21 protein-coding genes are annotated in these 25,701 nt (G+C 69.7%); 7 read left to right on the top strand and 14 right to left on the bottom strand.

Going from position 1 to position 25,701, the window contains the following annotated elements:
• Positions 1 to 8: 8 nt before the first annotated feature.
• Entirely contained in the window at positions 9 to 1,112 is a 1,104-nt protein-coding gene (gene modC, locus CIW48_RS11555; protein ID WP_149310909.1) for a molybdenum ABC transporter ATP-binding protein, read from the top strand.
• Positions 1,113 to 1,451: 339 nt separating this feature from the next.
• Here modC and CIW48_RS11550 read toward each other — a convergent pair whose 3' ends face one another.
• The 4 genes from CIW48_RS11550 to CIW48_RS11535 form a co-directional block, all read right to left on the bottom strand.
• Positions 1,452 to 2,612 (bottom strand): M20 aminoacylase family protein, encoded by a 1,161-nt coding sequence (locus tag CIW48_RS11550; protein WP_149310908.1) that lies wholly within the window; start codon positions 2,610 to 2,612, stop codon positions 1,452 to 1,454.
• A gap of 3 nt (positions 2,613 to 2,615) precedes the next feature.
• Positions 2,616 to 3,878, bottom strand: a complete 1,263-nt coding sequence (locus tag CIW48_RS11545) for a GNAT family N-acetyltransferase (RefSeq protein ID WP_149310907.1) — start codon at positions 3,876 to 3,878, stop codon at positions 2,616 to 2,618.
• Positions 3,879 to 4,032: 154 nt separating this feature from the next.
• Positions 4,033 to 4,782, bottom strand: coding sequence for a glycerophosphodiester phosphodiesterase family protein (locus tag CIW48_RS11540; RefSeq protein ID WP_149310906.1), 750 nt, complete (start codon positions 4,780 to 4,782; stop codon positions 4,033 to 4,035).
• Positions 4,783 to 4,784: 2 nt separating this feature from the next.
• On the bottom strand, positions 4,785 to 5,258 hold the full coding sequence (locus tag CIW48_RS11535; protein ID WP_149310905.1) for a RidA family protein: 474 nt from the start codon (positions 5,256 to 5,258) through the stop codon (positions 4,785 to 4,787).
• Positions 5,259 to 5,643: 385 nt separating this feature from the next.
• Between CIW48_RS11535 and CIW48_RS11530 the strand changes: the two genes are divergently transcribed.
• The 4 genes from CIW48_RS11530 (at position 5,644) to CIW48_RS11515 (ending at position 10,711) form a co-directional block, all read left to right on the top strand.
• Positions 5,644 to 6,834: an aspartate aminotransferase family protein gene (locus tag CIW48_RS11530; protein ID WP_149310904.1), complete on the top strand. Its 1,191-nt coding sequence runs from the start codon at positions 5,644 to 5,646 to the stop codon at positions 6,832 to 6,834.
• Between the two features lie 169 nt (positions 6,835 to 7,003).
• The gene (argF, locus tag CIW48_RS11525; protein WP_149310903.1) at positions 7,004 to 7,984 is read left to right on the top strand and encodes an ornithine carbamoyltransferase; all 981 of its coding nucleotides are present in this window, start codon (positions 7,004 to 7,006) and stop codon (positions 7,982 to 7,984) included.
• A gap of 299 nt (positions 7,985 to 8,283) precedes the next feature.
• Positions 8,284 to 9,327: an Hsp33 family molecular chaperone gene (locus tag CIW48_RS11520; RefSeq protein ID WP_149310902.1), complete on the top strand. Its 1,044-nt coding sequence runs from the start codon at positions 8,284 to 8,286 to the stop codon at positions 9,325 to 9,327.
• A gap of 169 nt (positions 9,328 to 9,496) precedes the next feature.
• Positions 9,497 to 10,711: a hypothetical protein gene (locus tag CIW48_RS11515; RefSeq protein ID WP_149310901.1), complete on the top strand. Its 1,215-nt coding sequence runs from the start codon at positions 9,497 to 9,499 to the stop codon at positions 10,709 to 10,711.
• Between the two features lie 197 nt (positions 10,712 to 10,908).
• Here the strand turns inward: CIW48_RS11515 and speG are convergent, their stop codons facing one another.
• From speG to apaG, 3 genes are read right to left on the bottom strand one after another with little or no spacing between them, the layout of a single operon-like run.
• Positions 10,909 to 11,460: a spermidine N1-acetyltransferase gene (speG, locus tag CIW48_RS11510; protein ID WP_281407339.1), complete on the bottom strand. Its 552-nt coding sequence runs from the start codon at positions 11,458 to 11,460 to the stop codon at positions 10,909 to 10,911.
• A gap of 14 nt (positions 11,461 to 11,474) precedes the next feature.
• Positions 11,475 to 12,644 (bottom strand): acetylornithine deacetylase, encoded by a 1,170-nt coding sequence (argE, locus tag CIW48_RS11505; RefSeq protein ID WP_149310899.1) that lies wholly within the window; start codon positions 12,642 to 12,644, stop codon positions 11,475 to 11,477.
• Between the two features lie 34 nt (positions 12,645 to 12,678).
• Positions 12,679 to 13,071, bottom strand: coding sequence for a Co2+/Mg2+ efflux protein ApaG (gene apaG, locus CIW48_RS11500; RefSeq protein WP_012319280.1), 393 nt, complete (start codon positions 13,069 to 13,071; stop codon positions 12,679 to 12,681).
• A gap of 260 nt (positions 13,072 to 13,331) precedes the next feature.
• Between apaG and CIW48_RS11495 the strand changes: the two genes are divergently transcribed.
• Complete coding sequence (locus CIW48_RS11495) at positions 13,332 to 14,480, top strand: 2'-deoxycytidine 5'-triphosphate deaminase (protein ID WP_246695204.1); 1,149 nt, start codon at positions 13,332 to 13,334, stop codon at positions 14,478 to 14,480.
• Between the two features lie 35 nt (positions 14,481 to 14,515).
• Positions 14,516 to 14,977 carry an Lrp/AsnC family transcriptional regulator gene (locus tag CIW48_RS11490; RefSeq protein WP_149310898.1) on the top strand — a complete coding sequence of 154 codons (462 nt, stop codon included), beginning with the start codon at positions 14,516 to 14,518 and terminating at the stop codon, positions 14,975 to 14,977.
• Positions 14,978 to 14,994: 17 nt separating this feature from the next.
• On the opposite strand, the gene CIW48_RS11485 is transcribed toward CIW48_RS11490, so the two are convergent.
• From CIW48_RS11485 to CIW48_RS11455, 7 genes are all read right to left on the bottom strand, one after another.
• Positions 14,995 to 15,516: a cysteine dioxygenase family protein gene (locus CIW48_RS11485; RefSeq protein ID WP_149310897.1), complete on the bottom strand. Its 522-nt coding sequence runs from the start codon at positions 15,514 to 15,516 to the stop codon at positions 14,995 to 14,997.
• Between the two features lie 318 nt (positions 15,517 to 15,834).
• Positions 15,835 to 16,560, bottom strand: a complete 726-nt coding sequence (gene pgl, locus CIW48_RS11480; protein ID WP_149310896.1) for a 6-phosphogluconolactonase — start codon at positions 16,558 to 16,560, stop codon at positions 15,835 to 15,837.
• A gap of 16 nt (positions 16,561 to 16,576) precedes the next feature.
• Positions 16,577 to 17,554, bottom strand: coding sequence for a phosphogluconate dehydrogenase (NAD(+)-dependent, decarboxylating) (gene gnd, locus CIW48_RS11475; protein WP_149310895.1), 978 nt, complete (start codon positions 17,552 to 17,554; stop codon positions 16,577 to 16,579).
• Between the two features lie 282 nt (positions 17,555 to 17,836).
• Complete coding sequence (locus CIW48_RS11470; RefSeq protein ID WP_149310894.1) at positions 17,837 to 20,683, bottom strand: bifunctional transaldolase/phosoglucose isomerase; 2,847 nt, start codon at positions 20,681 to 20,683, stop codon at positions 17,837 to 17,839.
• 83 nt (positions 20,684 to 20,766) lie between these two features.
• Positions 20,767 to 22,842 carry a transketolase gene (tkt, locus tag CIW48_RS11465; protein ID WP_149310893.1) on the bottom strand — a complete coding sequence of 692 codons (2,076 nt, stop codon included), beginning with the start codon at positions 22,840 to 22,842 and terminating at the stop codon, positions 20,767 to 20,769.
• Positions 22,839 to 24,728, bottom strand: coding sequence for a glycoside hydrolase family 15 protein (locus CIW48_RS11460; protein WP_149310892.1), 1,890 nt, complete (start codon positions 24,726 to 24,728; stop codon positions 22,839 to 22,841). Before CIW48_RS11460 ends, tkt begins: the two co-directional genes overlap by 4 nt.
• 290 nt (positions 24,729 to 25,018) lie before the next feature.
• A complete protein-coding gene (locus CIW48_RS11455; protein ID WP_149310891.1) occupies positions 25,019 to 25,657 on the bottom strand; it encodes a hypothetical protein in 639 nt (212 codons plus the stop codon).
• Positions 25,658 to 25,701 lie beyond the last annotated feature (44 nt).

The raw sequence follows: 25,701 nt of genomic DNA, 5'->3' as shown, positions 1-25,701 counted from the left end.
CCCGCCACGTGAGCATCCAGGTCAATGTCCAGCTCCGGCGCGGCGCCTTCGCGCTCGACGCCACCTTCGAGGCGGGGTCTGGGCTCACCGCCCTGTTCGGGCGCTCCGGCTCCGGAAAGACCACGCTGATCGACCTGATCGCCGGCCTCGCCCGGCCGGACCGGGGCCGGATCGTTGCCGGGGGGGCTCCGTGGGTCGACACCGCGACCGGGCTGATCCTGCCGCCGCATCGGCGGCAGGTCGGCGTGGTGTTCCAGGATGCACGGTTGTTCCCGCATCTCAGCGTCCGGAGCAATCTCGGCTACGGCCGCGTCTTCGCGCGGCGCCGTGCCGATCCCGCGGCCTTCTCGGCGGTGACGGGGATGCTCGGCATCGACCATCTCCTCGAGCGGCGACCTGCAGGCCTCTCGGGGGGTGAGCGCCAACGGGTGGCGATCGGGCGGGCGCTATTGGCCAAGCCGCGCCTGCTTCTGATGGACGAGCCCCTCGCGGCCCTGGACGAGGCCCGCAAGGCCGAGATCCTCCCCTATATCGAGCGGCTGCGCGACGAGGCCAGCGTACCGATCATCTATGTCAGCCACGCCGTGTCCGAGGTGGCGCGGCTCGCCACCACGGTGATCGTGCTGGAATCCGGGCGGGTGGCCGCCATCGGCCCAGCGGAAACGATCCTGCGCCGGGCCGATCTCGTGCCGATCCACGAGGCCGAGGCCGGCGCGCTCCTCGACATGGTCGTCGAAGCCGTCGATGGTGCGACGGGGCTCACATGCCTGGCCGGCACCGCCGGGCGCCTCCTGGTACCGGGGCTGTCGCGCCCCCCCGGGACGCGGCTGCGCGTCCGGATTCCCGCCCGCGACGTGCTCGTCGCCATCGAGCGCCCCCGCGGGCTCAGCGCCCGCAACGTGCTGGCCGGCCGGATCTGCGCATCGGCTCCAGCGGGCGCCGAGACGGCGCTGGAGATCGACTGCAACGGCGCACGCATCGTGGCGCGCGTGACGACGGCGGCCGTCCGTGAACTCGGGCTCATCCCGGGACGCGACGTTCACGCCATCATCAAGAGTGCGGCATTCGATCCCGCCGGGATCGGCCTGCTGCGGCCGCCGAGGGCGATCTGAGATCCTCCGCGATCGACGATGTCAGGGCGGCGGTCTCCGCAGCGAGCGCTATCATCGAGCAGCGCCGTACTTCCTGCCGCGCCTTACCCGAGCTGCGTGAGCAGCGTGAAGGCGCCGAAAATCAGGACCGCTCCTACCGAGGTGGCTAGCAGGATAAGCGCCGCGCGCGATTCCCGTATCTCCGGTGACATTGCCTCCTCCCGTCGCGGCCCGCCTTGGTTCGCGGGCCTAGTCTGTCAGGATTCGCACCGTTCGGCCGGCCTGTCGACGGCCGCCCTGGCAGACGGGGCGACATCACCCGCCCTCCGGAAAGCCCGGATGACGAGCGATGTCGGCACGTTAGGCGGCGGTGCGGCGCTCGACCATCCGCGCGAGGAAGGCGCTACCGATCGGGATGATCGAATCGTCGAAATTGTAGCCGGCATTGTGCAGGCCCGGGCCGGGATTGGCGCCGAGCCAGACATAGGCGCCGGGCACCGCCATGGTCATGTCGGCGAAGTCTTCGCTGCCCATCTTCGGCACGACGTTGGCCTCGACCTTGTCCGCCCCCAACAGCTCGGTGGCGACCTCCGTGGCGGCGGCCGCCTGCTCGGGGGCGTTCTCCAGCACGGAGAATACGTCCTGCAGGTCGACCGTAACCTCGGCGCCGTAGGCCGCGCCGAAGCCCGCCGCCAGCTCGCGCATACGGGTGCCGGCGAGCGCCCGGATCTCCTTGTCGAAGGTGCGGATCGTTCCGGCGAGATGGGCCGTCTCCGGAATGACGTTGTAGGCGGAGCCCGCCTCGATCCGGGTGATCGATAGGACGATGGACTTCAGCGGATCGGCGTTGCGCGAGACGATCGACTGGAGCGCCTGCGCGAGGCCGGTGGCGATGATGATCGGATCGACGCCCCGGTGCGGCTGGGCGGCGTGGATGCCCTTGCCGCGAATGTGGATGTCGAAGAAGTCGGCCGCCGCCATGATCGGACCGGGCCGCAGCTTGATCATGCCGTGGCCGCCGCCGGGCTGGTTGTGCAGGCCGTAGATCTCGTCGCAGGGAAAGCGCTCGAACAGCCCGTCCTTCAGCATGGCCCGGGCGCCGCCGCGGCCCTCCTCGGCCGGCTGGAAGACGAACACCGCCGTGCCGTCGAAGTCGCGGGTCTCGGCGAGGTAGCGCGCCGCGCCGACCAGCATCGTGGTGTGGCCGTCATGCCCGCAGGCGTGCATCTTGCCGGCGTAGGTGGAGCGGTAGGGGAGGTTGGTCTCCTCCTCGATTGGCAGGGCGTCCATGTCGGCGCGCAGGCCGATGCGCTTCCCGTTGTCGGTGCGCCCCTTGAGCAAGCCCACCACGCCGGTGCCGCCGACGCCGCGATGCACCTCGCAGCCGAATGTTTCCAGAAGGTCGGCGACGATGCCGGCGGTGCGGACCTCTTCGAAGCCGAGTTCCGGGTGGGCATGCAGGTCGCGGCGCAGCGCCGTCAGCTCGTCGGCATAGGTCTGAATGCGGTCGATCGGGCTCATGTCTCAGGGGCTCTCGGGGGGTGATGGTTTGGAACGCACCGCGCCGTCGCAGGCGTCGCCCTCATCCGTACGCCGGAAGGGCGTCAATGTGTCGAGGGCGTCCACCGCCTCGGCGACGTGGGCGCGTTCCCGCTGCAAGTAATCGGCCACCGCGCGGCGCAGCGCCGGGTCGGCGATGTCGTGGGCCGAGTGCATGAGGACGGGCCGGTAGCCGCGGGCGAGCTTGTGCTCCCCCTGGGCGCCGGCTTCGACGCGCTTCAGACCCCGGGCGATCGCGAAATCGATCGCCTGATAGTAGCAGACCTCGAAATGCAGGAACGGGTGATCCTCGATGCAGCCCCAGTTGCGCCCGTAGAGCGCCGTGTCTCCGATCAGGTTGATCGCGCCGGCGATGTAGGCGCCCGCCCGCTTGGCCATCACGAGGAGCACCCGGTCGGCCATGCGCTCTGACAGAAGCGAGAAGAACCTGCGGTTGAGGTAGGGACGCCCCCATTTCCGGGAGCCCGTGTCCATGTAGAAGGCGTAGAACGCGTCCCAATGGGCCTCGGTGATGTCGGCGCCGGTCAGGTGCTCCACCGTGATCCCGGGGGCGAGGGCGTCGCGGCGCTCCTTGCGTATGGTCTTGCGCTTGCGCGAGGCGAGGGCGGCGAGGAAGTCGTCGAAGTCCGCGTAGCCGTCGTTCTGCCAGTGAAACTGCTGATCGGTGCGCTGCAGGAACCCGGCAGCCCCCGCCCTGTCCCACTCCGCCTCGCGCATGAACGTGACGTGGACCGAGGAAGCCTTGGTCTCGCCGCGCAACGCCCGCAGGCCCGCAACGAGCCCGGCGGTGGCCTCATCCGGATCGGCGCCCGGGGCGATCAGGAAGCGCGGACCGGTCACCGGCGTGAACGGCACGCTTACCTGCAGCTTCGGGTAGTACTCGCCGCCGGCCCGCTCGTAGGCGTCGGCCCAGCCGTGATCGAACACGTACTCGCCCTGGCTGTGCGATTTCATGTAGCAGGGCGCCAGCCCGAGACGCTCGCCGTCGCGCTCCACGGAGACATGGAGCGGCAGCCAGCCGGTCCTGCGCGAGACGCAGCCGGACTCCTCCAGCGCCGAGAGGAAGGCGTGCGACACGAAGGGATTGTGGGTCTCGTCGCCGTCGGCCAGGGTCTCGGGTGAGAAGGCGCAGGCATCCCAATCCGCGGCGCCGATCTCCTTCAATCCGGGAAGCGCTCGCACGGTCAGTGCGGCGGTCTCCGGCGTCGGCCCGGGTGCTTGCTTCATGGGCGTGAGTCTAGCCCGTGCCCGGCGAGGAGCAAGCGGGCGGATGCGCGCGGCGGCAGTCGAAGCCTTGTCAGACGGCCGCGGACGTCACTCCGCCGGTTCGCCGAAACCGGATCCGCGGGCCATCGCCATGACCGGGCCCGCCGCAGAACATTTACGGCACGAACCCCTCGAACACCATCTGGTCCGCATGCGCGGCGGCACGGGCACGCTGCTCCGCGGTCCGGACCGTCCAGGTCATCACCGGGATCCGTCCGAGCAGCCGGCAGAGATGGGTCGGCGCGCAGGGCAGGTCGTCGACCCGCCAGGACAGGAAGTCGGGCCGCGTCTCGGCGAAGTGCAGCAGGTCGGAGAGCGACCTGCGGAGCGAAGGTGTCAGTGCCGCGTAGACCGGATCGTCCTGGGTCGTTTCCGCGACAATCCCCCGCGGGATCCTGGCCGGGCAGAGATCGCGCAGGGCCGCGACCACCTGCGGATCGAAGGATTTCAGCGCCACCGGCCCGGCATAGGCCGCGGCGATTTCAGCGCTGCGGGTCGCGAGCCGCAGGTCGCCGTCGTAGCGGGACTTCACCTCGATCACCACCGGGACCGCCCCGGCCACCGCCGCCAGGAAGGCCGGCAGGGTCGGGATCGTCTCCGCGGATCCCGCCACGGCCAGCGTCCCGAGTTCGGCGGCCGACCTGTCGGCTACTGCCTCGCGCGCGCCCGTGAGACGCCCGAGGGCGACATCGTGGAAGACCATCGCCTCGCCGTCGGCGCTCATCTGGACGTCGCACTCGATGCCGAAACCGCCCGCGACCGCCGCCCGGGCGGCCGCCAGCGTGTTCTCCGGCCGGCCCGCCGCCCGGTCGTGCAGACCGCGATGGGCGATCGGCCGCGCGGTGAGCCAGTCGGGGGCGGCCATGGTCAGCGGACCTCGAACAGGGCCTCGACCTCGACGGCGGCGTCGAGGGGCAGCTCCGCGACGCCGACGGTGGAGCGGGCATGGCGTCCGCGGTCGCCCAGCAGCTCGACCATCAGGTCGGAGGCGCCGTTCATCACCCCAGCCACGGCCGAGAAGCCCGGCGCCGCGTTGATGAAGCCACCGAGCCGCACGCACTGGACCACCGCGCGGTCGAGGTCGCCTACCGCCGCCTCGAGCTGGGCGAGGACGTTGAGCGCGCAGAGCCGGGCGGCCGCCTTCCCGGCTTCGGCAGTGACCCCGCCGCCGACCTTACCCTTGTGTTCGGCCGCGATGGCGCCGTCCGCGCCGAAGCAGACCTGACCGGAGATCACCACGAGGTTGCCGGTGCGCACGAACGGCACGTAGTTGGCGACCGGCGCCGCCGCCTTGGGCAGGGTGAGACCCTGCGCTTCCAGGCGTTCCTTGATCGTGCCCATCGGGATCTCCCAGCTTCCGTCGAATCCGCGGGAGCAGGAGCACGGCGGCACCCTGCGGCGCAAGGGCTGGACCCCCCGAAGGCTGGAAGCGCGGCGGCGATGGCCCGTCCCGGCGGCGGCCCTCGGGCATCCGTTCCGCGGGCGGGTGATTCGCCGACGGCGCACGCTAAGGCCGCACAGATTGGCCGCCGAGATCAGCGCTGTGCGAGCCTCGTGCAGGCCTGCCCGGCGGGTCCGCCGGCCATTGAAACGCCATTGAAACGTTGACAGCGGCCGGCTCTTTCATAGTAATCGCGCGCGTGCCGCCCATCCCTGAGGCGGCACTTTCATTTGGAGCCGGCTTAACGCTGGCTCCGAGATCCTGCGTGAAACGGAGATGGGACCCGTGACGTCAGCCCTTCTGCCGACTTACGTCCGCGCGCCGCTCGCCTTCGAGCGCGGCGAGGGCGCTTGGCTCGTGACGGAGGGCGGCGAGCGATACCTCGACTTCGGCGCCGGCATCGCAGTGAACGGCCTCGGCCACGCGCATCCGCACTTGGTCGGCGCGCTGACCGAGCAGGCGGCCAAGATCTGGCACACCTCGAACCTGTTCCAGATCCCGGGCGGCGAGCGCCTCGGGCAGCGCCTCGTCGACGCGACCTTCGCGGAGGTGGTGTTCTTCTGCAACTCGGGCGCGGAGGCCAACGAGGCGGCGATCAAGATCGCCCGCAAGTACCATGCGGCCGGCGGGCATCCCGAGCGCTACCGGATCGTCACCTTCGCGGGCGCCTTCCACGGGCGGACGCTGGCGACCCTCGCGGCCGGCGGCCAGCAGAAATACATCGAGGGCTTCGGGCCGAAGGTCGAGGGCTTCGATCAGGTCCCGGCCGGCGACTGGGCGGCGCTGGAGGCGGCGATCGGGCCGGAGACGGCGGCGCTGATGATCGAGCCGATCCAGGGCGAGGGCGGCGTGCGGGTCATTCCCCACGCGGATCTGCGCCGGCTGCGCGAGATCTGCGATGCTCAGGGTCTGCTGCTGATCATGGACGAGGTCCAGACCGGCGTCGGCCGCACCGGCCGGCTGTTCGCGCATGAATGGTCCGGCATCACCCCGGACATCATGAGCGTGGCCAAGGGCATCGGCGGCGGCTTCCCCCTCGGGGTGTGCCTCGCGACCCGCGAGGCCGCCCGCGGCATGACCGCCGGCACGCACGGCACGACCTTCGGCGGCAACCCGCTCGCCATGGCGGTGGGCAATGCCGTGCTGGACGTGGTGCTGGCAGACGGCTTCCTCGAACACGTCGCCCGCTCCGGCCTGCTGCTCAAGCAGAAGCTCGCCGCCCTGCGCGACCGCCATCCGCATGTCATCGAGGAGATCCGCGGCGAGGGGCTGATGCTCGGCCTCAAGCTCGGCGTGCCGAACACGGATTTCGCCGCCGCCGCACGGGACGCGCATCTTCTGGTGATTCCGGCAGGCGACAACATCGTCCGCCTGCTGCCGCCGCTGACCATCGGCGAGTCCGAGATCGACGAGGCGGTCCGGCGCCTGGACGCGACGGCATCCGGTTTCGAGGCCGTGCGCGGCGCGGCCGAGTAGCGCCGAGCCCCCTAATTTGCGAACACCGCCCTCCGGACCTCGGAGGGCGGCCCGAAGCGTTTCCGGGTGCGGCCGATCCCGCCGCGCCTGACGGAGATGCCCCTGCCAGGAGGTAGAGTGCGGTTCATGATCAGGTGATCGTTGAGCAGACTCTAATTATTGTGACGCGATGAAAGCCCAGATTGACGGCCGGGCACAGGCCCCGGCCAGGCACCTGAACGGTGCCGGCCCTCGTCATTTCCTCGATCTCAAGGATTTCTCCGGGGCGGAGCTGCGCCAGGTCCTCGATGCCAGCGCCGCCATCAAGGCGCGCCGCCGCAAGGGCGTGTTGGCCGCCGAGCGCCCGCTGGCGGGCAAGACGCTCGCCATGGTGTTCGACCGGCCCTCGACCCGCACCCGCGTGTCCTTCGACGTCGCCATGCGCGAACTCGGCGGCGAGACCCTGATGCTCACCGGCTCCGAGATGCAGCTCGGCCGAGGCGAGACCATCGGCGACACCGCGCAGGTGCTCTCGCGCTTCGTCGACGCAATCATGATCCGCATCCTCGACCACGGTCAGATGCTGGAACTGGCCGAATACGCCACCGTCCCGGTGATCAACGCCCTCACCAAGGTCTCGCACCCGTGCCAGATCATGGCCGACGTGCTGACCTTCGAGGAGCATCGCGGGCCGATCCGGGGACGGAAGGTCGCGTGGTCGGGCGATTCAAACAACGTGCTGGCGAGCTGGGTTCATGCGGCCGCCCGCTTCGACTTCACGCTCAACGTCGCGAGCCCGCCCGAACTCGCGCCGCCGCCCGCGCTGCTCGCCTGGGCGCAGCAGGAGGGCGCCGACGTCCACGTCACCACCGACGCCTTCGCGGCGGTGGACGGCGTCGATGCCGTGGTCACCGATTGCTGGGTGTCGATGGGCGACGACGACGAGGCCCACCGCCACAACCTGCTCAGCCCCTATCAGGTCAACGACAAGCTGATGGCGGCGGCGAATCCGGGCGCGATCTTCATGCACTGCCTCCCGGCTCATCGCGGCGAGGAGGTGACGGCCGAGGTGATGGACGGTCCGCGCTCGGTGGTGTTCGACGAGGCCGAGAACCGTCTGCACGCGCAGAAGGGCATCCTGGCCTGGTGCCTGGGCGCGAACGGGCTCTGATTCCGTCGCCACACGTCGCCGGATCCAACCGCACCCTGTCCGGCCTCGCGCTGGCGGGGTCGGCGCACCATATAGGCGTGAGCGGGCGGCCCGTACCGTCCGCCTCCCCATCACGGCTGCCGGAAGGCGGCATCCCGGCGACGAACGGAGCGCGCTGCGCCGCCGCTCCCGCTCCGGGCTGGTCGGGGTGAGGGATCCGATCGCTCCGCCAAGGTCATCGCCTCACGCCGCCCGGCCGCCGGGAAGACGGATCCCCGCCTTGCCGGCATGAGCCGCCGGACGCATCGATCGGAGACGGCATGACCTCAGGAACGCAGTCGCACCCCCAGTCGCCATCGCAGCCGCAGGCCCAGAATGCCGGCAACGGCCATGCCGGTGCGGACGACGCCGTGTTGCCCTTCGCCGTCGAGGCGCTGGACGTGCGCGGGCGCGTGGTCCGACTCGGTCCCGCCGTGGACACGATCCTGCGCCGCCACGGCTATCCCGACCCGGTTGCGCGGCTCCTCGGCGAGGCCGCGGCGCTGACGGTGTTGCTCGGCTCCTCCCTCAAATTCGAGGGCCGGTTCCAGCTCCAGACCAAGACCGACGGCCCGGTCACGATGATCGTGGTCGATTTCGAGGCCCCCGACCGGCTGCGCGCCACGGCCCGCTTCGACGCGGAGCGAGTCGCCGCCCTCGGCACCGGCCCGCTCCAGGATTCCGACCTGATCGGCACCGGCCATCTGGCCATGACCATCGACCAGGGTACCGCCGCCAGCCGCTATCAGGGCGTCGTGGCGCTGGAGGGCCAGAGCCTGGAGGAGGCCGCACATCAGTATTTCCGCCAGTCGGAACAGATCCCCACGCAAGTGCGCCTCGCCGTGGCCGAGGCCGTGGAGGAGGGGGCCGGGCATTGGCGGGCCGGCGGGCTGCTCGTGCAGTTCCTGCCCCAGTCGGTGGACCGTGCACGCCTCGCCGACCTGCCGCCGGGGGATATCCCGGAAGGCCACGCGCATCTCTCCGGCGGGGCGCCGGAGGACGATGCCTGGGTCGAGGCGCGCTCGCTGGTCACCACCGTCGAGGATCACGAACTGGTCGATCCGCACGTGTCGAGCGAGCGGCTGCTCTACCGGCTGTTCCACGAGCGCGGGGTACGGGTGTTCGATCGGCAGCCGGTCCACGAGACCTGCCGCTGCTCGCGCGAGCGCGTGATGGGCATGATCCGCTCGTTCTCGCCGCAGGAGCGGCACGACATGGTGGCGGATGACGGCCGCATCGTCATCACCTGCGAGTTCTGCTCCCGGCGCTACGATCTCGATCCGCAGGAGATCGAGGCGGAGATCGCCGGACAGCCGAGCCAGTAGAGAGCCGCCCCGCGGGCGCAGCGGACAGCATAGCTGCGCTTACGGCCAAGCTTTTTCGCGCGAAACGCCCGAAGTTCGGTATTCGTTGCGTAAATTTTTGGGACCTCCAGGCTGAACCGTTTCGCGACCTTTGACGTTGCGTGGCAGATTCAACATTGGAGGATTCGCTATGCGGACATTGTCGATCGGGTTGGCCGCGCTGCTGATCAGCACCTCGGCCTATGCCCAGCAGGGTGGGGCCGAGCGCGGCGCCGGGATGGGTGGACGCGGCGGCCAGGGCGGCGCCGAGTCCGGCATGAAGGCCGGCGGCGAGCGCGGCGGCATGCAGGGGGACATGAAGGGCGATCGTCAGGCGGCGTCCGACCGGTCCGGCGCCGATGCGGGCCGGGCCGCACAGGGACGCGAGGCCGGCAATGAGGGCCGCATGGCCCAGGATCGAGATCAGAATCGTGCCGGAGCCGAGCGCGGCGGTCGCGACGGTGCCCGCGCCGACCGGAACGAGCGCGGCGACCGTGACGGCGCCCGGGCCGAGCGTGACGACCGCCGCGGTGACCGCCGTGCCGACCGCACCGATTTCCACGGCCGGACCGATGTCAGCCGGACCGATGTCCGGTCCGAGCGGGTCGAGGGCGGCTTCCGCCGCGAGGGCCGGTACGTGTTCATCGGCGGCCGCCGGGTCGTGTACGGGTCGCCGGAATATCGCCGCCTGATCGTCACCGAGAACCGTGGTCCGCGCGCGCGCTACGTCGTCATCCGCGGACAGCGCGTTCTGTACGGCTCGCCCGAGTACCGGCGTCTCGTCAGTGTCCGCGAGACGGGGCCGCGCGAGCGCTACGTGGTCATCCGCGGCCATCGGGTCGTCTACGGGTCGCCCGAGTACCGGCGCCTCGTCTCCGTCCGGGAGGACCGCTTCGTGACGATCCGCGGCCAGCGGGTGCGCTACGGCTCCGACGAGTATCGTCGCCTGAGCGGCGGCGGCGCGGTCAGCGCGAGCTTCCGCTCCGAGCAGCGCGCCGGGGCGCGCTTCGACAAGCGCGAAGGGCGGGACGGCGTCCGCGATGTGTCACGGAAGGAAGGCCGCAACGACGGCCGCATGGACCGCACCGACCGTGGTCAAGACCGCGGGATGGATCGGGCGTCCGGCCGGGACGGCAAGAATGACGGCATGCGCAACAGCGACATGCGCGGCGGTCAGCAGGACGGCATCCGCAACGCGTCGGATCGCGGCGGCCAGCAGGGCGGCATGAAGTCCGGCGCCGAGGGCGGCCGGATGGGCGGCGCGGAGCGCGGCGGCATGAGCGGCGGCAATGCTGGTAACGCTGGCATGGGCGGTGCCCAGGGCGCCGGCCGGACCGGCGGCCAGACGGGTGCCGGTCGCAACTGAGCGGAAGAGAACGGGGAGGGGCCGTTCGGCTCCTCCCTCATGGCGCTTCCGGCCGTTCGCTTCGCGATCGTCCCGGCAGGCGCTGCGAAGGAAGTCCGCGGCACCCCGCGCGCTGATGTCGCCTGACCTGAGTTCATCGCCTCGCGCGTGCCGGCGGACGGCGCAGCATCAAGCTGAGGTTTCGGGCGACGGCCGTCTCACACCTTAAGGACGGGCTCCGCGATGTCGCCGCCCCCGCCGCGGGCCTTGAGATATTCGGGCTGGAACAGGCACATCCGCACCGCGTCGCGATAGCGCCCGTTCACGAAGAACTCGTCCTTCAGCACGCCTTCGGCATGGAAGCCGCAGCGCTCGTAGATGCGCACCGCCCGGGCATTGTCCCGGTCGACGTGCAGGTAGAGCTTGTGGATGTTGAGCACGCTGAATGCGTAATCCATGGCGATCCGCGTGGCCTGCCAGGCATAGCCGCGTCCCTGGAAGCTCGGGTGGATCGCGATCTGGAACTCGCAGCGCCGGTGCAGGTGGTTGATCTCCACCAGCTCGATCAGCCCGGCCGGCTCGCCACTGGGTTCGGCGACGATGAAGCGGCGCTCGGTCTGGTTGTGGATATTGCGCTCGTAGAGCTGCTGCAGTTCGGCGAAGGACTCGTAGGCCTCCTCGAACCAGTAGCGCATGATGCTGTCGTTGTTGTTAAGCTGGTGGACGAAGCGCAGGTCCTCCCGCTCCAGCGGCCGCAGCTTGATGGTGATTCCGGTCACCGCATTCATGACGCACTGGCCTCGATCAGTTTGCGCAGGAACCGCTCACCCTGGCCGAGGGCATCGAGGGTGATAAACTCGTCGGGCTGGTGCGCCTGGGCGATGTCGCCGGGGCCGCAGACCACGGTCGGCAGGCCCGCCGCCTGGAATCGCCCGGCCTCCGTGGCGTAGGGGACCGCGATGGTGCGGTTGCGTCCGGCGAAGCGCAGGCAGAGCCGCTCCGCCTCCGAGCCGGGCTCCGGGGCGAGACCCGGGATATCAACCTCCTCCAGGGTCTCGATCCGCCCGAACGCGCCATAGCGGTTGAGGCGCTCGCGGGTCACCCGCTCGGCCTCCTGGGCAAAGAGGCGCGGAATCTCGGCCGGGTCGAGATCGGGCAGACCGCGATACTCCCAGTGGAAGCGGCACTCCTTGGCCAGGATGTTGCGGGCGGTGCCGCCGTGAATCGTCCCGACATGGATTGTGGTCGAGGCCGGGTCGAACCGGCCTGACGAGTCGCCGCGCTCGATCATCAGATCGGCGATCCGGTTGAGGCCGGCGACGAGGTCGCAGGCGGCCGACACGGCATTGGCGCCGAGGGCGGGCCGGGCGGAATGGGCCTCGTGGCCGTGAACGGTGGTGAGGCAGGTGACGATGCTCTTGTGGGCGTCCGCCACCTCCATCCCGGTGGGCTCGCCGACGATGACAGCGGCCGGCCGGGGCAGGTCTTCGCCGAACCGTGCGATCCCATCCAGGGAGCCAAGGCAGGTGGTCTCCTCGTCGTAGGAGAGCAGGATGTGGATCGGCCGCCTCAGGTCGGCGGCGAGCATGTCGGGCACCAGAGCCAGCGCCAGGGCGTCGAAGCCCTTCATATCGACGGCGCCCCGGCCATAGGCCCGGCCGTCGGCGACGCGCAGCCTGAACGGGTCGCCGGTCCAGGCCTGCCCCGTCACCGGCACCACGTCTGTATGGCCGGAGAGGACGACGCCGCCATCGACCATCGGCCCGATCGTGGCCAGGATGGCCGCCTTGTCGCCCGTGGCGTTCGGGAGGCGCAGGTACGGCACGCCCCAGCCGTCGAGATAGGCGCAGACCGAGTCGATGAGGTCGAGGTTGGACTTGTCGCTCTCCGTGTCGAAGGACACGAGGCGGGCGAGCATGTCGAGTGGGCTCTGCCGCTCGCCGGTCGCGGACATGGATTCCTCCGGGGCGAGGCCCCGGGCCGGGACCTCAATGCAGGCTGCGGCGGACGTGCGGGCTGTCGAGGGAGAAGGCGGGGATCTCGGCCTCGAAGCTCTCGCCGGCCACCGTCGCCATGGTGTAGCTGCCGGCCATCAACCCGTCGGGCGTGTTGAGCGGACAGCCGCTGGTGTAGCAGAAGGACTCGCCCGGCTCCAGCACCGGCTGCTTGCCGACCACACCGGTGCCGCGCACCTCCTGGCAGGCGCCGTGGCCGTCGATGATGCGCCAATGCCGCGAGCGCAGCTGAACCTGCTCGCTGCCGTTGTTCACAATCTCGACCGTGTAGGCGAAGAAGTACCGGCTCTCGGTCGGCGAGGATTCCTCCTCGACGAAGCGAGATTGAACAGTCACACTTATTCCCCGCGTCTCGGCCTTGTACATCGCCCTAATTGGCCCTTCTTCGGACGGTGCGACTCGCTGAAGCCGAATGGAACACGCTTCCCGGCCGGTGGTAGTAGGCTGCGGAATCGCCGTCAATTGCGGCGGACTACCTCGCGCGGCGCCGGACCGGGTGCCCCGATCATCCCGGGCGCCGCAGTCTCGCGGAGCCCATCCATGGGTTAAGCCGGTATTAGCCGGTCCGGGCGGAAAACGGGCGGTGGACGCGGACCTGCCGGGGCGCGCGAGGGAGTCGGAGCGCGATGAACGCGGGCGCAGGCCAGGGGGGTACCCAGGAGGGTGCCGAGGGAGCCGCCAATCCGGGCGCGGACAGCCGCTCCGGCATTCTGCCGGCCCAGGCGATCGCCGCCCTGGCCAAAGCGGGCGGCATCCGCACCGGAACCCCCTTCGCGCCCGATCAGATCCAGCCCGCGAGTCTCGATCTGCGCCTGGGCGCCACGGCCTACCGGGTGCGGACGAGCTTCCTGCCCGGTTCGGGACGAACGGTCCAGAGCTGCGTCGACCGGCTGTCGCTGCACGCGGTCGATCTGCGCCCCGGCGCCGTCCTGGAGACGGGCTGCGTCTACATCGCGGAACTCCAGGAGAGCCTGGCTCTTCCCGGCAACCTGGCCGCGGCGGCAAATCCGAAAAGTTCGACCGGTCGCATCGATGTCTTCACCCGGGTCATCACCGACCGGGGTGAGGCCTTCGATCAGGTCGAGCCCGGCTATGACGGGCCGCTCTACGCGGAGATCTCACCGCGCACCTTCCCCGTCCTCGTGCGCAGCGGCTCCCGGCTGTCGCAGATCCGATTCCGCCGCGGGACGCCGCGGTTGACCGAATCCGAACTCGGCCTGCTGCATGCCCGTTCAGCCCTGGTCGACGCGGGCAGCCCGTCCTTCCAGGGCGGCGTCGCGGTCTCGGTGGACCTCGCCGGCTTCGACGGCCTCGTCGGCTACCGGGCGAAGCGCCATACCGGCCTTGTCGATGTGGATGCGCCCGGCCGCCACCGGGCTGCGGATTTCTGGGAGCCGCTCGCCGCCGACGGGTCGGGCAGCCTGATCCTCGATCCCGGGCAGTTCTATATCCTGGCTTCCAAGGAGGCCGTGCAGGTCCCGCCGGACCACGCCGCCGAGATGGTGCCGTTCGATCCTCTGGTGGGCGAGTTCCGGGTCCACTACGCCGGCTTCTTCGATCCGGGCTTCGGCTATGCCGGGGCCGGCGGGGCGGGGGCGCGGGCCGTGCTGGAGGTCCGCTCCCGCGACGTGCCGTTCCTCCTCGAGGACGGGCAGATCGTGGGCCGCCTCGTCTACGAGCGCATGCTCGACCTACCGGAGACGCTCTACGGGGCGGGGGCGGGCTCGAACTACCAGGCTCAGGGGCTCAAGCTCTCGAAGCATTTCGCGCTGTAATCCGGCCCGGGCCCGCCGGCGGGAGCATCGATCGCATGGACGCGGTGGACCGGAAGATCCTCGACCTGCTCCAGCAGGACGCGACGCTCCCGATCGCCGAGCTCGCCGAGCAGGTCGGGATCAGCACGGCGCCGTGCTGGCGCCGGGTGAAGAAGCTGGAAGCCTCCGGCGTGATCCGGCGCCGGGTCGCCCTGGTGGATCGCCGCAAGGTCAACGTCCCCACCACAGTGTTCGTGGCCGTGAAGGCGCCGCGCCACGCCGCCGACTGGTCCGACGCCTTCCGGCGGGTGGTGGCCGGCTTCCCCGAGATCGTGGAGGCTTGGCGCCTGACCGGCGAGATCGATTACCTGCTGCGGATCGTGGTGCCGGACATCGAGGCCTACGATGCGGTCTACCAGCGCCTCATCGCCAAGCTCGACTTCTCGAACCTGTCGTCGTCCATCGCCATGGAAGAGATGAAGTACACGACCGCCGTCCCGACGATCTACGTGACGTGATCGCGTCGCGGCGGACCTCAGCCCGCCGCCACCGCGTAGGTCCGGTGGATCGAAGTATCCTGCGCCCGGTGGTCGTAGCCGTAGACGTGGATCGAGACGGCCGCATCCGGTCCGTCATTGGCGATCCGGTGCAGGTTCGGCCCCGAAGGCATCATGCAGGCGACGAAGCCGGGCTCGCGGACGACGTCCTGCGTCGCCACCGCGTGGGTCTCGCTGATCGGGCGATACCACGTCTCCCGCAGGCTGCCGCGCAGCAGGCCGAAGCAGCACGAGCAGTGATGGTCGTGTACCGGCGTCACCGCGCCGGGGGCCCAGACCATCGCCCAGACGCTGATCGCCTCGCTGCCGAACAGAAGATTGCGGCTCAAGCCCGGACCGCGGCCGAGTAGCTTCGTCGAGTCGAGAAGGTCCGGCCGAGCCAGGATGCGGAGCAGCGTGGCCCGGGCCGAGGCCAGATAGGCATCCGGCGAGCGGCGCGCCGAGCGCGCGAGATTCGCCAACATCGCCTCGACCTCGGTCGGGCTGGTCGTCTGCGGCATCGGCGGGTCTCCTTCGGCGCACTTCACGAGGCTGTGCAAAGGGTACCGAAAGGCCGACGCTGCCGGATTGCGTTGTTGCGCGCATTTCCGCCCGCCGCGGCAATGACATTGCGTTCCAGGGCCAATTTGCGGAATTCTGTTGCGCGCTCTGCGCCCGCGCTGCGAAGCCGCCGCCGAAACGGGGGATCGTGCCGCGGACGCGACTCTCTCTGCGCCACTCAGGTCCTTCGCGGCACCGAGGCAGTCCAGCGCGCGGTCTCTGCCGCGCACAGCTGCAGACGGTCCGTGCGGCGCCGAGGGGAAAATACCCCGGGGGTCTTAACCCGCCGCGGCCTCATCGAGCAGCCACGCCACCGCGCCCGTGCTGGTTACGCGACCGGCGGGCAGGTCCTCACCCGCGGCGAGCCGGGTGAGGGGCGCCCGCTTGCCGGCACCCGTGACCAGGAACAGGACGTGCCGCGAGGAGGCGAGCGCCGGCAGCGTCAGGCTGATCCGCGGGACGAAGGGCTCCAGACCGGCCTCGGGCACGGGGGCTACGAGCCGGCGGGTCTCGTCGATGGCGGGCTTTCCGGGGAACAGCGAGGCGGTATGCCCATCCTCGCCGAGGCCGAGCAGCACGAGGTCGAACAGCGGCCGTGCCGGATCGAGGCGCTCGGCGCCGTAGAAGTCCAGGAGTGTCCGCTCATAAGCGCAGGCCCCCACCTCCAGTCCCAGGTCGGAGGGGATGAAATGGAGATGCGTCGGCGGGATCCGCGAGCCGTGACCGAACGCCTCGCGGACCATCCGCACGTTGCTGCGGGCATCGTCCCAGGGGACCGCGCGGTCGTCGCCGAAGAACCAGTGGATCCGCTCCCACGGCACACGCGTCGCGTAGTCCGGCCCGGCGAGCAGACCGTATAGCAGCTTCGGCGTCGAGCCGCCCGAGAGGCTGATCGCGATCCGCTCGGAGCGGCTTTCGCCGCAGGCCGCGATCAGCCGCTCGGCCGCCTCCCGGGCGACCGCCTGCGGATCCTTCAGGACGTGGGTGCCGATGGGAAGGCTCACGCGCTGACCCCTTTCTCTACGTCTTCGGCTCCTGGTGGCCGCCGAAGCCCTTGCGCATCGCCGAGAGCAGCTTGTCGGCGTAGCTGGCGTGCTCGCGGGAGCGGAAGCGGCGGTAGAGAGCGGCGGAGAGCACCGTCGCCGGGACGCCCTCCTCGACGGCGGCGTTGATGGTCCAGCGGCCCTCGCCCGAATCCTCGACGTAGCCCGAAAAGTCGGTCAGTTGCTCGTCGCCGGCCAGAGCCTGGGCGGTCAGGTCGAGGAGCCACGACGACACGACGCTGCCGCGCCGCCAGACCTCGGCGATGTCGCCCATGTTGAGGTCGAAGCGGCGCTCGGCCGGAAGCTCCGCGGCATTGGCGTGGCGGAGGATGTCGAAGCCCTCGGCATAGGCCTGCATCAGGCCGTACTCGATGCCGTTATGGACCATCTTGACGAAGTGTCCGGCGCCAGTCGGGCCGGCATGGATGTAACCCTGCTCGGCCCTCGGGTCGCGACCCTCCCGGTTCGGGGTCTTGGGGATGTCGCCGACCCCCGGCGCAAGGGTCTTGAAGATCGGATCGAGGCGGTCGACGGTCTCTTTGTCGCCGCCGATCATCATGCAGTAGCCGCGCTCCAGGCCCCAGACGCCGCCCGAGGTGCCGACATCGACGTAGTGCAGGCCCTTTTCCCTGAGGGCGAGGCCGCGGCGGACGTCGTCGCCGTAGAAGGAATTGCCACCGTCGATGATGCAGTCACCGGACTGCATCAGGCCCGAGAGGGTCTGGACCGCCTCCTCGGTGATCGCGCCCGCCGGCAGCATCACCCAGGCCGCCCGCGGCACCTCCAGCTTGGAGACCAGATCCTCCAGGCTGGACGCGCCGACCGCCCCGGCCTCGACCAGGGCCGCAACCGCGGCGGGGTTCTGGTCGAACACCACGGCTTTGTGGCCATCGCGAAGGAGACGCCGGACGATGTTGCCGCCCATCCGGCCGAGGCCGATCATGCCGAGTTGCATTGCTGCCCTTCCTTACCGATCGACCCCGCGAGGCGGGGTTGAGATTCTACGGCTTCGCCGACGTCAAGCCCTGAAACGCGACGCTTTCCCGGACACCTGAAAGGCCGTGGACAATGATCCGGGACCCGGCACGAGACGTGCCGTGAAGCGGCTCCGAACACCTAGCCATCTTCATCCGGATGCTGCGCGTCTCCTCGTGCCGGGTCCCGGCTGGCATTCCGCTGGCGCTGTATGCGCCCGGGAAGGGGCGGCGACCACCAGCCGCCGCCCCTTCCCGCCGCATCACGCCACTGCGGCCTTGAGCGCCGCCGCAACGCGCTTCAGCCCCGTCTCGAGGTCACCCTTGATATGGACCCGCAGCGCCCGCCGGCCGCGCTCGGCGAGCACTGCAAAATCGCCTCGCGCCTGTGCGGCCACAACGGTGGCGAAGCCGAGCTTCCGGCCGGGAATCGGCAGGTCCCGCGTCGGATCCGCGGTGATCTGGAGGAACACGCCGCTATCCGGGCCCCCCTTGTAGGCTTGCCCCGTGGAGTGGAGGAACCGCGGGCCGAACTCCAGGCAGGTTGCGACCTTGCGGGCGTCGCGCACGGCGATCCGCGCCTCCTGCAGGATACCGGCGGTCGTGGCATCGCGCGGCACGTAGGCGAGGAGCCCGAGATAATCGCCGTCCTTGAGCCGGGCGAACTGCGCCTTGAGGGCGGGCTCCAAGCCGTCGGCCGCCTGCTTCAACCCATCCGCATTCTGCGGGTCGGCGTAGAGGGCGATCGCGTCGTCCGCGTAGAGCGGCGTCTCCGCCGGAAGGGCGCCGCTCGCCTCGGCCTCCGCGAACAGCTTCTTGGTCTCGACCTTGCTGGCCTCGACGTCGGGCTGGTCGAACGGATTGATGCCGATCACCGCGCCGGCCACCGCGGTCGCCATCTCCAGCCGGTAGAATTCCTGCGGCAGCTGCTCGATCGAATCCAGAGTGATGCGGGCGATCGGGTGGCCGTCGCGCTCCAGAGCGCGCAGTGCCTCGTCCTGCGTGGCCTCGGCGTTGCCGTCGAGGCGGAGATAGAGGAAGAACCGATCGTGGCCGTAGACCGCCGGCACGCCCACTGGCTCGCCGTCCACAGGGACGAGGCCCTTGCCCTGCTTGCCGGTCGATTCCGCGATCAACTGCTCGGCCCATGCGCCGAAGCTGGCGATCGCCGGTGAGGCGATGACCGTCACCTTGTCGCGCCCGGCGCGCGCGGCGGCGCCGATGGCGGTGCCGAGAAGGACGCCCGGGTTCACGGCCGGAGGCACGGCCGGGCCGCAGGAGCGGACCATGATCCGGGCGGTCTCGAGGAGCGCCTTCACGTCGAGGCCCATGGCGGCGGCGGGCACGAGGCCGAAGGCCGAGAGCACCGAGTAGCGCCCGCCGATCTGCTTCACGCCGTAGAAGATCTTCTTGAAGGTGCCCGCCTTCGCGGCACGCTCCATGTCTGAGCCCGGATCGGTCACGGCCACGAAATGGTCGCCGGCCCGATCACCGAGCGCCTCCTTGGCGCGGGCCAGGAAGTAGTCGCGGAAGACGTTGGGCTCGAGCGTCGAGCCCGACTTCGACGCCACGATGAACAGCGTCCTGGCCAGATCGATGCTCGCCTCGAGGGCGCGGACCTGATCCGGGTGGGTCGAGTCGAGGATCTGGAGCTTCGGGAACCCCTCACGCTGGCCATAGGTCAGGCTCAGCACCTCCGGACCGAGGCTCGAGCCACCCATGCCCAGCACCACCGCGTCGGTGAAGCCTTGCGCCTTCACCCAGTCGGAGAAGGCGGCGTAATCCGCGGCCTTCTCCAATTCCTCCTCGACGATGTGCAGCCACCCGAGCCAGTTCGCCTCGTCATGACCGGACCAGACCGAGGCGTCGCCCGCCCAGAGCCGGCGGATCGACCCGCTCGCGCGCCAGGATTCGACCGTCTTCTTCGCCTCGGCCGCGAGGGCCTCGTCCAGAGCGAGGCTCTGGCCGTCCAGACGGTGCCCGAGGAGTGCCAGCCGCTTGCCGGCGACCGCGCCCAGCAGGTTGTCGGCCGCGTCGATGAAGAGCTGCACGCCCTCCTTCACTAGCTGCTCGGCGATCTTTTCGATCTCGATGCCGCTCCGGGCGAGCCGTGCCATCACGGCCTCGGCGCCGGGGACATCCTCCTCGATCGTCGCCCGCACTACGCCGTGGTCGCGGAACGCGTCCATCGTTGCCGGCGGCATGGTGTTGACGGTGTTCGGTCCGATCAGCTCCTCGACGTAGAGGACGTCGGAATAGGCCTTGTTCTTCACGCCCGTCGAGGCCCAGAGGAGCCGTTGCGCCTTGGCGCCCTTCTCGGCGAGAGCCGTCCATTTCGACTCGGCGAAGATGCGCTTGTAGCGCTGGTAGGCGAGCTTGGCGTTGGCGATCGCCACCTTCCCCTTGAGCTGCTCCAGGGCGATCTTCTCTTCGGGGTCGTTCGCCTGGGCGATCTTCTCGTCGAGGAGCTTGTCGACCAGCACGTCGATGCGGCTGATGAAAAAGCTCGCCACGCTGGCGATCCGCGAGACGTCGTGGCCGGCCTTCGCGCGCTCGTCGAGACCGTCGATGAAGGCGCGGGCCACGGCCTCGTAGGCCTCCTGCGAGAACAGCAGGGTGACGTTGATCGAGATGCCCTCGGCCGTGAGCTGGCGGATCGCCGGGATTCCCTCGGGGGTCGCCGGCACCTTCACCATCAGGTTGTCGCGCGAGACTGCCTTGTGCAGGCGCCGCGCTTCGGTCAGCGTCGCCTCGGTATCGAGGGCGAGGTAGGGCGAGACCTCCAGGCTGACATAGCCGTCGGCACCGTCACTCGCTTCGTAGACCGCGCGGAGCACGTCGGCGGCCGCCTGAATATCGGCGATGGCCAATCCCTCGTAGAGGTCGATCACGCGGCTGTCGCCGGTCGCCTGCACGGCCTTGAGGCTGTCGTCATACTCGTCCGAGTGGCCAATCGCCTTCTCGAAGATCGACGGGTTGGAGGTGACGCCCCGCAGGCCGTCCCGCTCCACGAGTTGCTTCAGTTCGCCCTTCGCGATGAATCCGCGGGCCACGAAATCGAGCCAGACCGCTTGATCCTGTTCGTCGTGCAGGGCCTTGAGCGCGTTCATGTCGGTTCCTCGTCTCGCGTACCGCGTACTCTCGCCCGAACGCGCTCTCCCGCACGGGCGGGGCGGAAGAGCAGGCGCTCAGGCTACTTTCTGTGTTTGGCCACCTGCGCCTTGGCGGCGTCCAGGACCTTCTCGGGGGTAAAGCCGAACTTGGTCTGGAGATCCTTGATCGGCGCCGAGGCGCCGAAGGTGTGCATGCCGATGATCGCGCCCTCGGAGCCGGCGTAGCGGTCCCAGCCGATGACGCTGCCCTGCTCCACGGCGACCCGGGCCTTCACGGCGGGCGGCAGAACCGAGTCGCGGTAGGCCGCGTCCTGCCGCTCGAACAGGTCCCAGGACGGCATCGACACCACCCGAGCCTTCACGCCCTCGGCCTTCAGGGCTTCGTAGGCACCGATGCAGAGCTGCACCTCGGATCCCGAGGCCAGCAGGATGACGTCGGGCGTGCCTTCCGAATCGGCAAGCACGTAGCCACCCTTGGCGGTGCCCGAGGCCGCGCCGTACTTGGTGCGGTCGAGAGTCGGCAGCGGCTGGCGCGACAGCGCGAGCACCACCGGCTGGTTCCGCAGCGAGAAGATCACCCGGTAGGCCTCGGCGACCTCGTTGGCGTCGGCCGGCCGCAGGGTCACGAGGCCCGGGATGCACCGCAGCGACAGGAGCTGCTCCACCGGCTGGTGGGTCGGCCCGTCCTCTCCCACGCCGATCGAGTCGTGGGTGAAGATGTGGAAGACCGGCAGCTCCATCAGCGCGGCGAGCCGGATCGGCGGGCGCATGTAGTCGGCGAAGACCAGGAAGGTCGCCCCGTAGGCCCGCAGGCCGGAGAGGCCCAGGCCGTTCACGATCGAGCCCATGGCGTGCTCGCGGACGCCGAAATGCAGGTTGCGGCCGCCCGGCGAGAACGGACCGAACGAGCCCGCGCCCTCGAAGGTCAGGTTCGACTTGTTGGACGGCGCCAGATCCGCCGAGCCGCCGAGCAGGAACGGCACGTGCTGGGCAATGGCGTTGAGCACCTTGCCGGAGGATTCGCGCGTGGCGAGGCCCTTGGCGTCCGGCTCGAAGACCGGGATATCCTTGTCCCAGCCCTCCGGCAGGCGGCCCTCCAGGAAGGCGTTCAAATCCTCGGCGTGCTCGGCATCGGCGTCCTTGGCCTTGGCGAGCAGACCCTGCCATGCGTCGTAGAGGCCGGCGCCGCGCTTGCCGATGCCGTCGCGGAAGTTCTCCTGCACGCCGTCCGGCACGAGGAACTGCGCGTCCTCGGGCCAGCCATAGGCGCGCTTGGCACCCTTGACCTCGTCCTCGCCCAGTGCGTCCGAGTGGGCCTTGGAGGTGCCCTGCTTCTTTGGCGCGCCGTAGCCGATCACCGACTTGACGATGATCAGGGTCGGCCGGTCGTTGGTGGCCAGGAAGGTCTCGATCGAGCCGGCCAGTGCGTGCACGTCGTTCGCGTCGGCGACGCGCAGCACCTGCCAGCCATAGGCCAGGAAGCGGGTCGCCACCTCCTCGCCGAAGGCCAGTTCCGTGTGACCCTCGATGGTGACGGTGTTGTCGTCGTAGATCCAGCAGAGATTGGCGAGCCGCAGGTGGCCGGCGAGTGAGGCGGCCTCCGAGGCGACCCCCTCCATCAGATCGCCGTCCGAACAGACCGCGTAGACGTTGTAGTCGAACAGCGGCAGATTCGGCCGGTTGAGGTGCTGGCCGAGAAAACGGCTGCCCATGGCCATGCCGACGGAGTTGGCCACGCCCTGGCCCAGCGGGCCGGTGGTGGTCTCAACACCGGTGGTGAAGTGGTATTCCGGATGACCCGGGGTGCGGCTGTCGAGCTGGCGAAACTTCTTGATATCCTCCAGCGACACCGCCGGAGCGTTGCCGCCGTCGCTTTCGGCGACCCCCGCGAGGTGCAGGAGCCCATAGAGCAGCATCGAGGCGTGGCCGCAGGACAGCACGAACCGGTCGCGGTTCGGCCAGTGCGGATGCGCCGGGTCGTAGCGCAGATAGCGGTTCCACAGGGTGTAGGCGACCGGCGCCAGCGCCATGGGCGCGCCGGCATGGCCGGAATTGGCCTTCTGCACCGCGTCGATCGCGAGCGTCCGGATCGTGTTGATGCTGAGGGTATCGATCTCAGCGAGGGCCGCCTTGGCCGGAGTGTCAGCACCGCTCATGATGTCGCGTCTTCCAGTTCGCCTCTCGCGGTCCGCTTGGCGGCTTCGCGCTGCCGTAGGACGGCGGGAGGAGCTCCGTTGGCCTTACCACCCTGCCGATCCGCCGGCCCTTCGCCGCGCGTATAGCTGAGCAGCGTGTTGACAAGCGCGACATGCGTGAACGCCTGCGGGAAGTTACCCACAAGACGCTTCGCTTGCACGTCGTATTCCTCGCTGGCGAGACCGAGGTCGGTGCAGATGCCGATCAGGCGCTCGATCAGCGTCGCCGCCTCGTCGCGGCGCCCCAGGCCGATCAGGTTGTCGGCGTACCAGAAGGTGCAGGGCAGGAAAGCCCCCTCGTTGCCGGTCAGGCCGTCGGTGGTCTGCCCCTCGGTCTCGTAGCGCAGGATGAACCCATCTCGCATCAACCCCTTGCCGATCGCCTCGACGGTGCCGATCACCCGGGGATCATGCTGCGGCAGGAAGCCGGTATGGGCGATGAGCAGCAGGCTCGCGTCCAGCGCCTTCGAGCCATAGGACTGGACGAAGCTGTTGAGCGCGGGATCGAAGCCCTTCTCGCAGACCTCGGCGTGGATCTCGTCCTTGATAGCGCGCCAGCGCGCGGCCTGTTCCTCGGTGGCGCCATTCTCGTGCATCTCATGCATGCGCAGGGCGCGGTCGAACGCGACCCAGGCCATGACCTTGGAATGGGTGAAGTGGCGCCGTCCGCCGCGCACCTCCCAGATCCCCTCGTCGGGCTGGCGCCAAGCCTGCTCCAGATGGCCGAGGATCGCCAGGCCGACCCGTATTCCGTCCTTGCTCACCGGGAGGCCGCGCGCATGGGCCTGATAGAGCGCGTCGAACAGCTCGCCGTAGACGTCGAGCTGGAACTGGCTGGCGGCGGCGTTGCCGATCCGGACCGGCCGGGAATTCTCGTAGCCGGGCAGCCAGTCCAGCTCGATCTCGGGCAGAAGCCGCTCGCCGCCGATCCCGTAGAGGATGTGCGCCTGCTCTGGGTTGCCGGCAACGGCCCGCAACAGCCAGCCCAGCCAAGCGCGCGCCTCGTCGATATAGCCCCCGTCCATCAGGGCGATCAGCGTCAGCGTCGAATCGCGCAGCCAGCAGAAGCGATAATCCCAGTTGCGGATCCCGCCGAGCCCCTCCGGCAGGGACGCCGTGGGCGCCGCCACGATGCCGCCGGTGGGTTCATAGATCAGCGCCTTGAGAGTCAGGAGGGAGCGCTGCAGCACGCGGTCCCAGGCGGTACCGCCGGTGCAGCGCGAGGTCCATTCGCGCCAGTGCTGATCCGTGGCTAGGAGGGCCCTGCGGGGCTCGATCGGGGGCGGGTCGTCCTCGTGCGAGGGGCCGTAGCTCAGGACGAACCGGTGCTTCTCGCCGGCATGGACGGTGAACTCGGACACCGTGGTCTGCGCGTTGGATCCCTTGAGATGGACGTCGCTGCGCAGCACGACCTTGTGCGGCCCCGAGACGGCGCGCAGGTCGCCGAGCTCCGAGCGGGACACCCAGGGCACGGCCGAGCCGTAATCGAAGCGGACCGCCATCTCCATCCGCATCGCGACCCGCCCATGCACGCCCTCGACGAGTCGCACGAGATGGGACCCGTCGCCGACTGGCATGAAATCCGTAACCAGGACTTCCCCCTGCCGCGTTCTGTGGCGGGTCTCGAGGACGAGGCTGCCCGGCCGGTACGACCACCGCGTCTCGACGTTCTCGGCCTCGGGAAAGATCTTCCAGAATCCGTGCGCCTCGGTTCCCAGCAGGCTGGTGAACAGGGAGGCCGCATCGAAGCGCGGCCAGCACAACCAGTCGACGCTGCCCTGCCGGCTGATCAGCGCCGCACTGCGGCAATCCCCGATGAGCGCGTAATCCTCGATGCGTGCAGCCATCCGGCCCCGGCTCCGGTCCGCGGACGGCAGCCCGGGCCATCCGCTGCAATGCACCTAGGACGGGATACCGGGAGGTCCAGGGGAGCCCGGACTTGGAAGGGGATGTCCGGGGGCGGACCTCCGGAGATCCCTCCAATGCGGAGACGTGCTGCGTCCGCGGGTCTGCATCCCGGTTCCGCCCAGCGAGCCAAGCGGTTGCCGACATGTCCTCCCGAGAACGAGGGCGGAAATCTGCATGCCTGCGGAACAATATGGGAGGTCAGGTGCGGCCCTCGCGGAAGATCCGCCCGTCAGCGCAGGCAGTCGGCCACCGCCAGGGACACGGACCCCTTCATCGCCGCCGCGCCGCTGCGCACGAGGTTGGCTGCGTCGCCGACAACCCGCGCGGCAGGCGCCAATGTCTCCGCCACCGTCTCGACGAAGGGGAGGGCCGAACCCGGAACCGGTCCATCCCCGCCCGGCTCGGCAGCCTCCGCATGCGCGGCGACGAACGGATCCACGGCGCGTTGCGGAATTTCCGGGCAACGCCGACCCGGGCAGGCGCGGCGGTTCACGGCGAGGCGGCCCGCCGGCCGGGTCGGGCTCCCCGTATGCAGGGCCACGGCCTTCGAGGCCGAGCCGTCGAGCGGATAGGCTTCAGCGAAGGCCATCGAAGCCGGCACACGGGCAGGCGCCGGGACGAGGGCAACCGATCTGGCGAAATCGGTCGCGGAAGGCGCCGTCCGGGCGGGAGCCGGTCCGACGGAGTCAGTCGTAAGCGGATCGCGCAGCGCAAGGTTCGCCTCGGCGCCGGGCCGGACCGGATTCGACGATGGGCAGTAGAGCGAGGCCAGGCCCAGGAGCCCTACGACAGCCAGCGTCGGCAGGAAGGGCATGGACACGCGGCCGTTCGCGGTATCCGTCAGGGCGGGCTTATCTGGCCTGCGCATCCGAATCACCGATCTCCATGACCGCCTCGAGGCGTAGAGAATGC

The organism is Methylobacterium sp. P1-11, assembly GCF_008329595.1.
Lineage (GTDB): Bacteria > Pseudomonadota > Alphaproteobacteria > Rhizobiales > Beijerinckiaceae > Methylobacterium.
The sequence above is the reverse complement of the archived record's forward strand: the minus strand, read 5'-3'. Positions and strand labels throughout refer to the sequence as shown.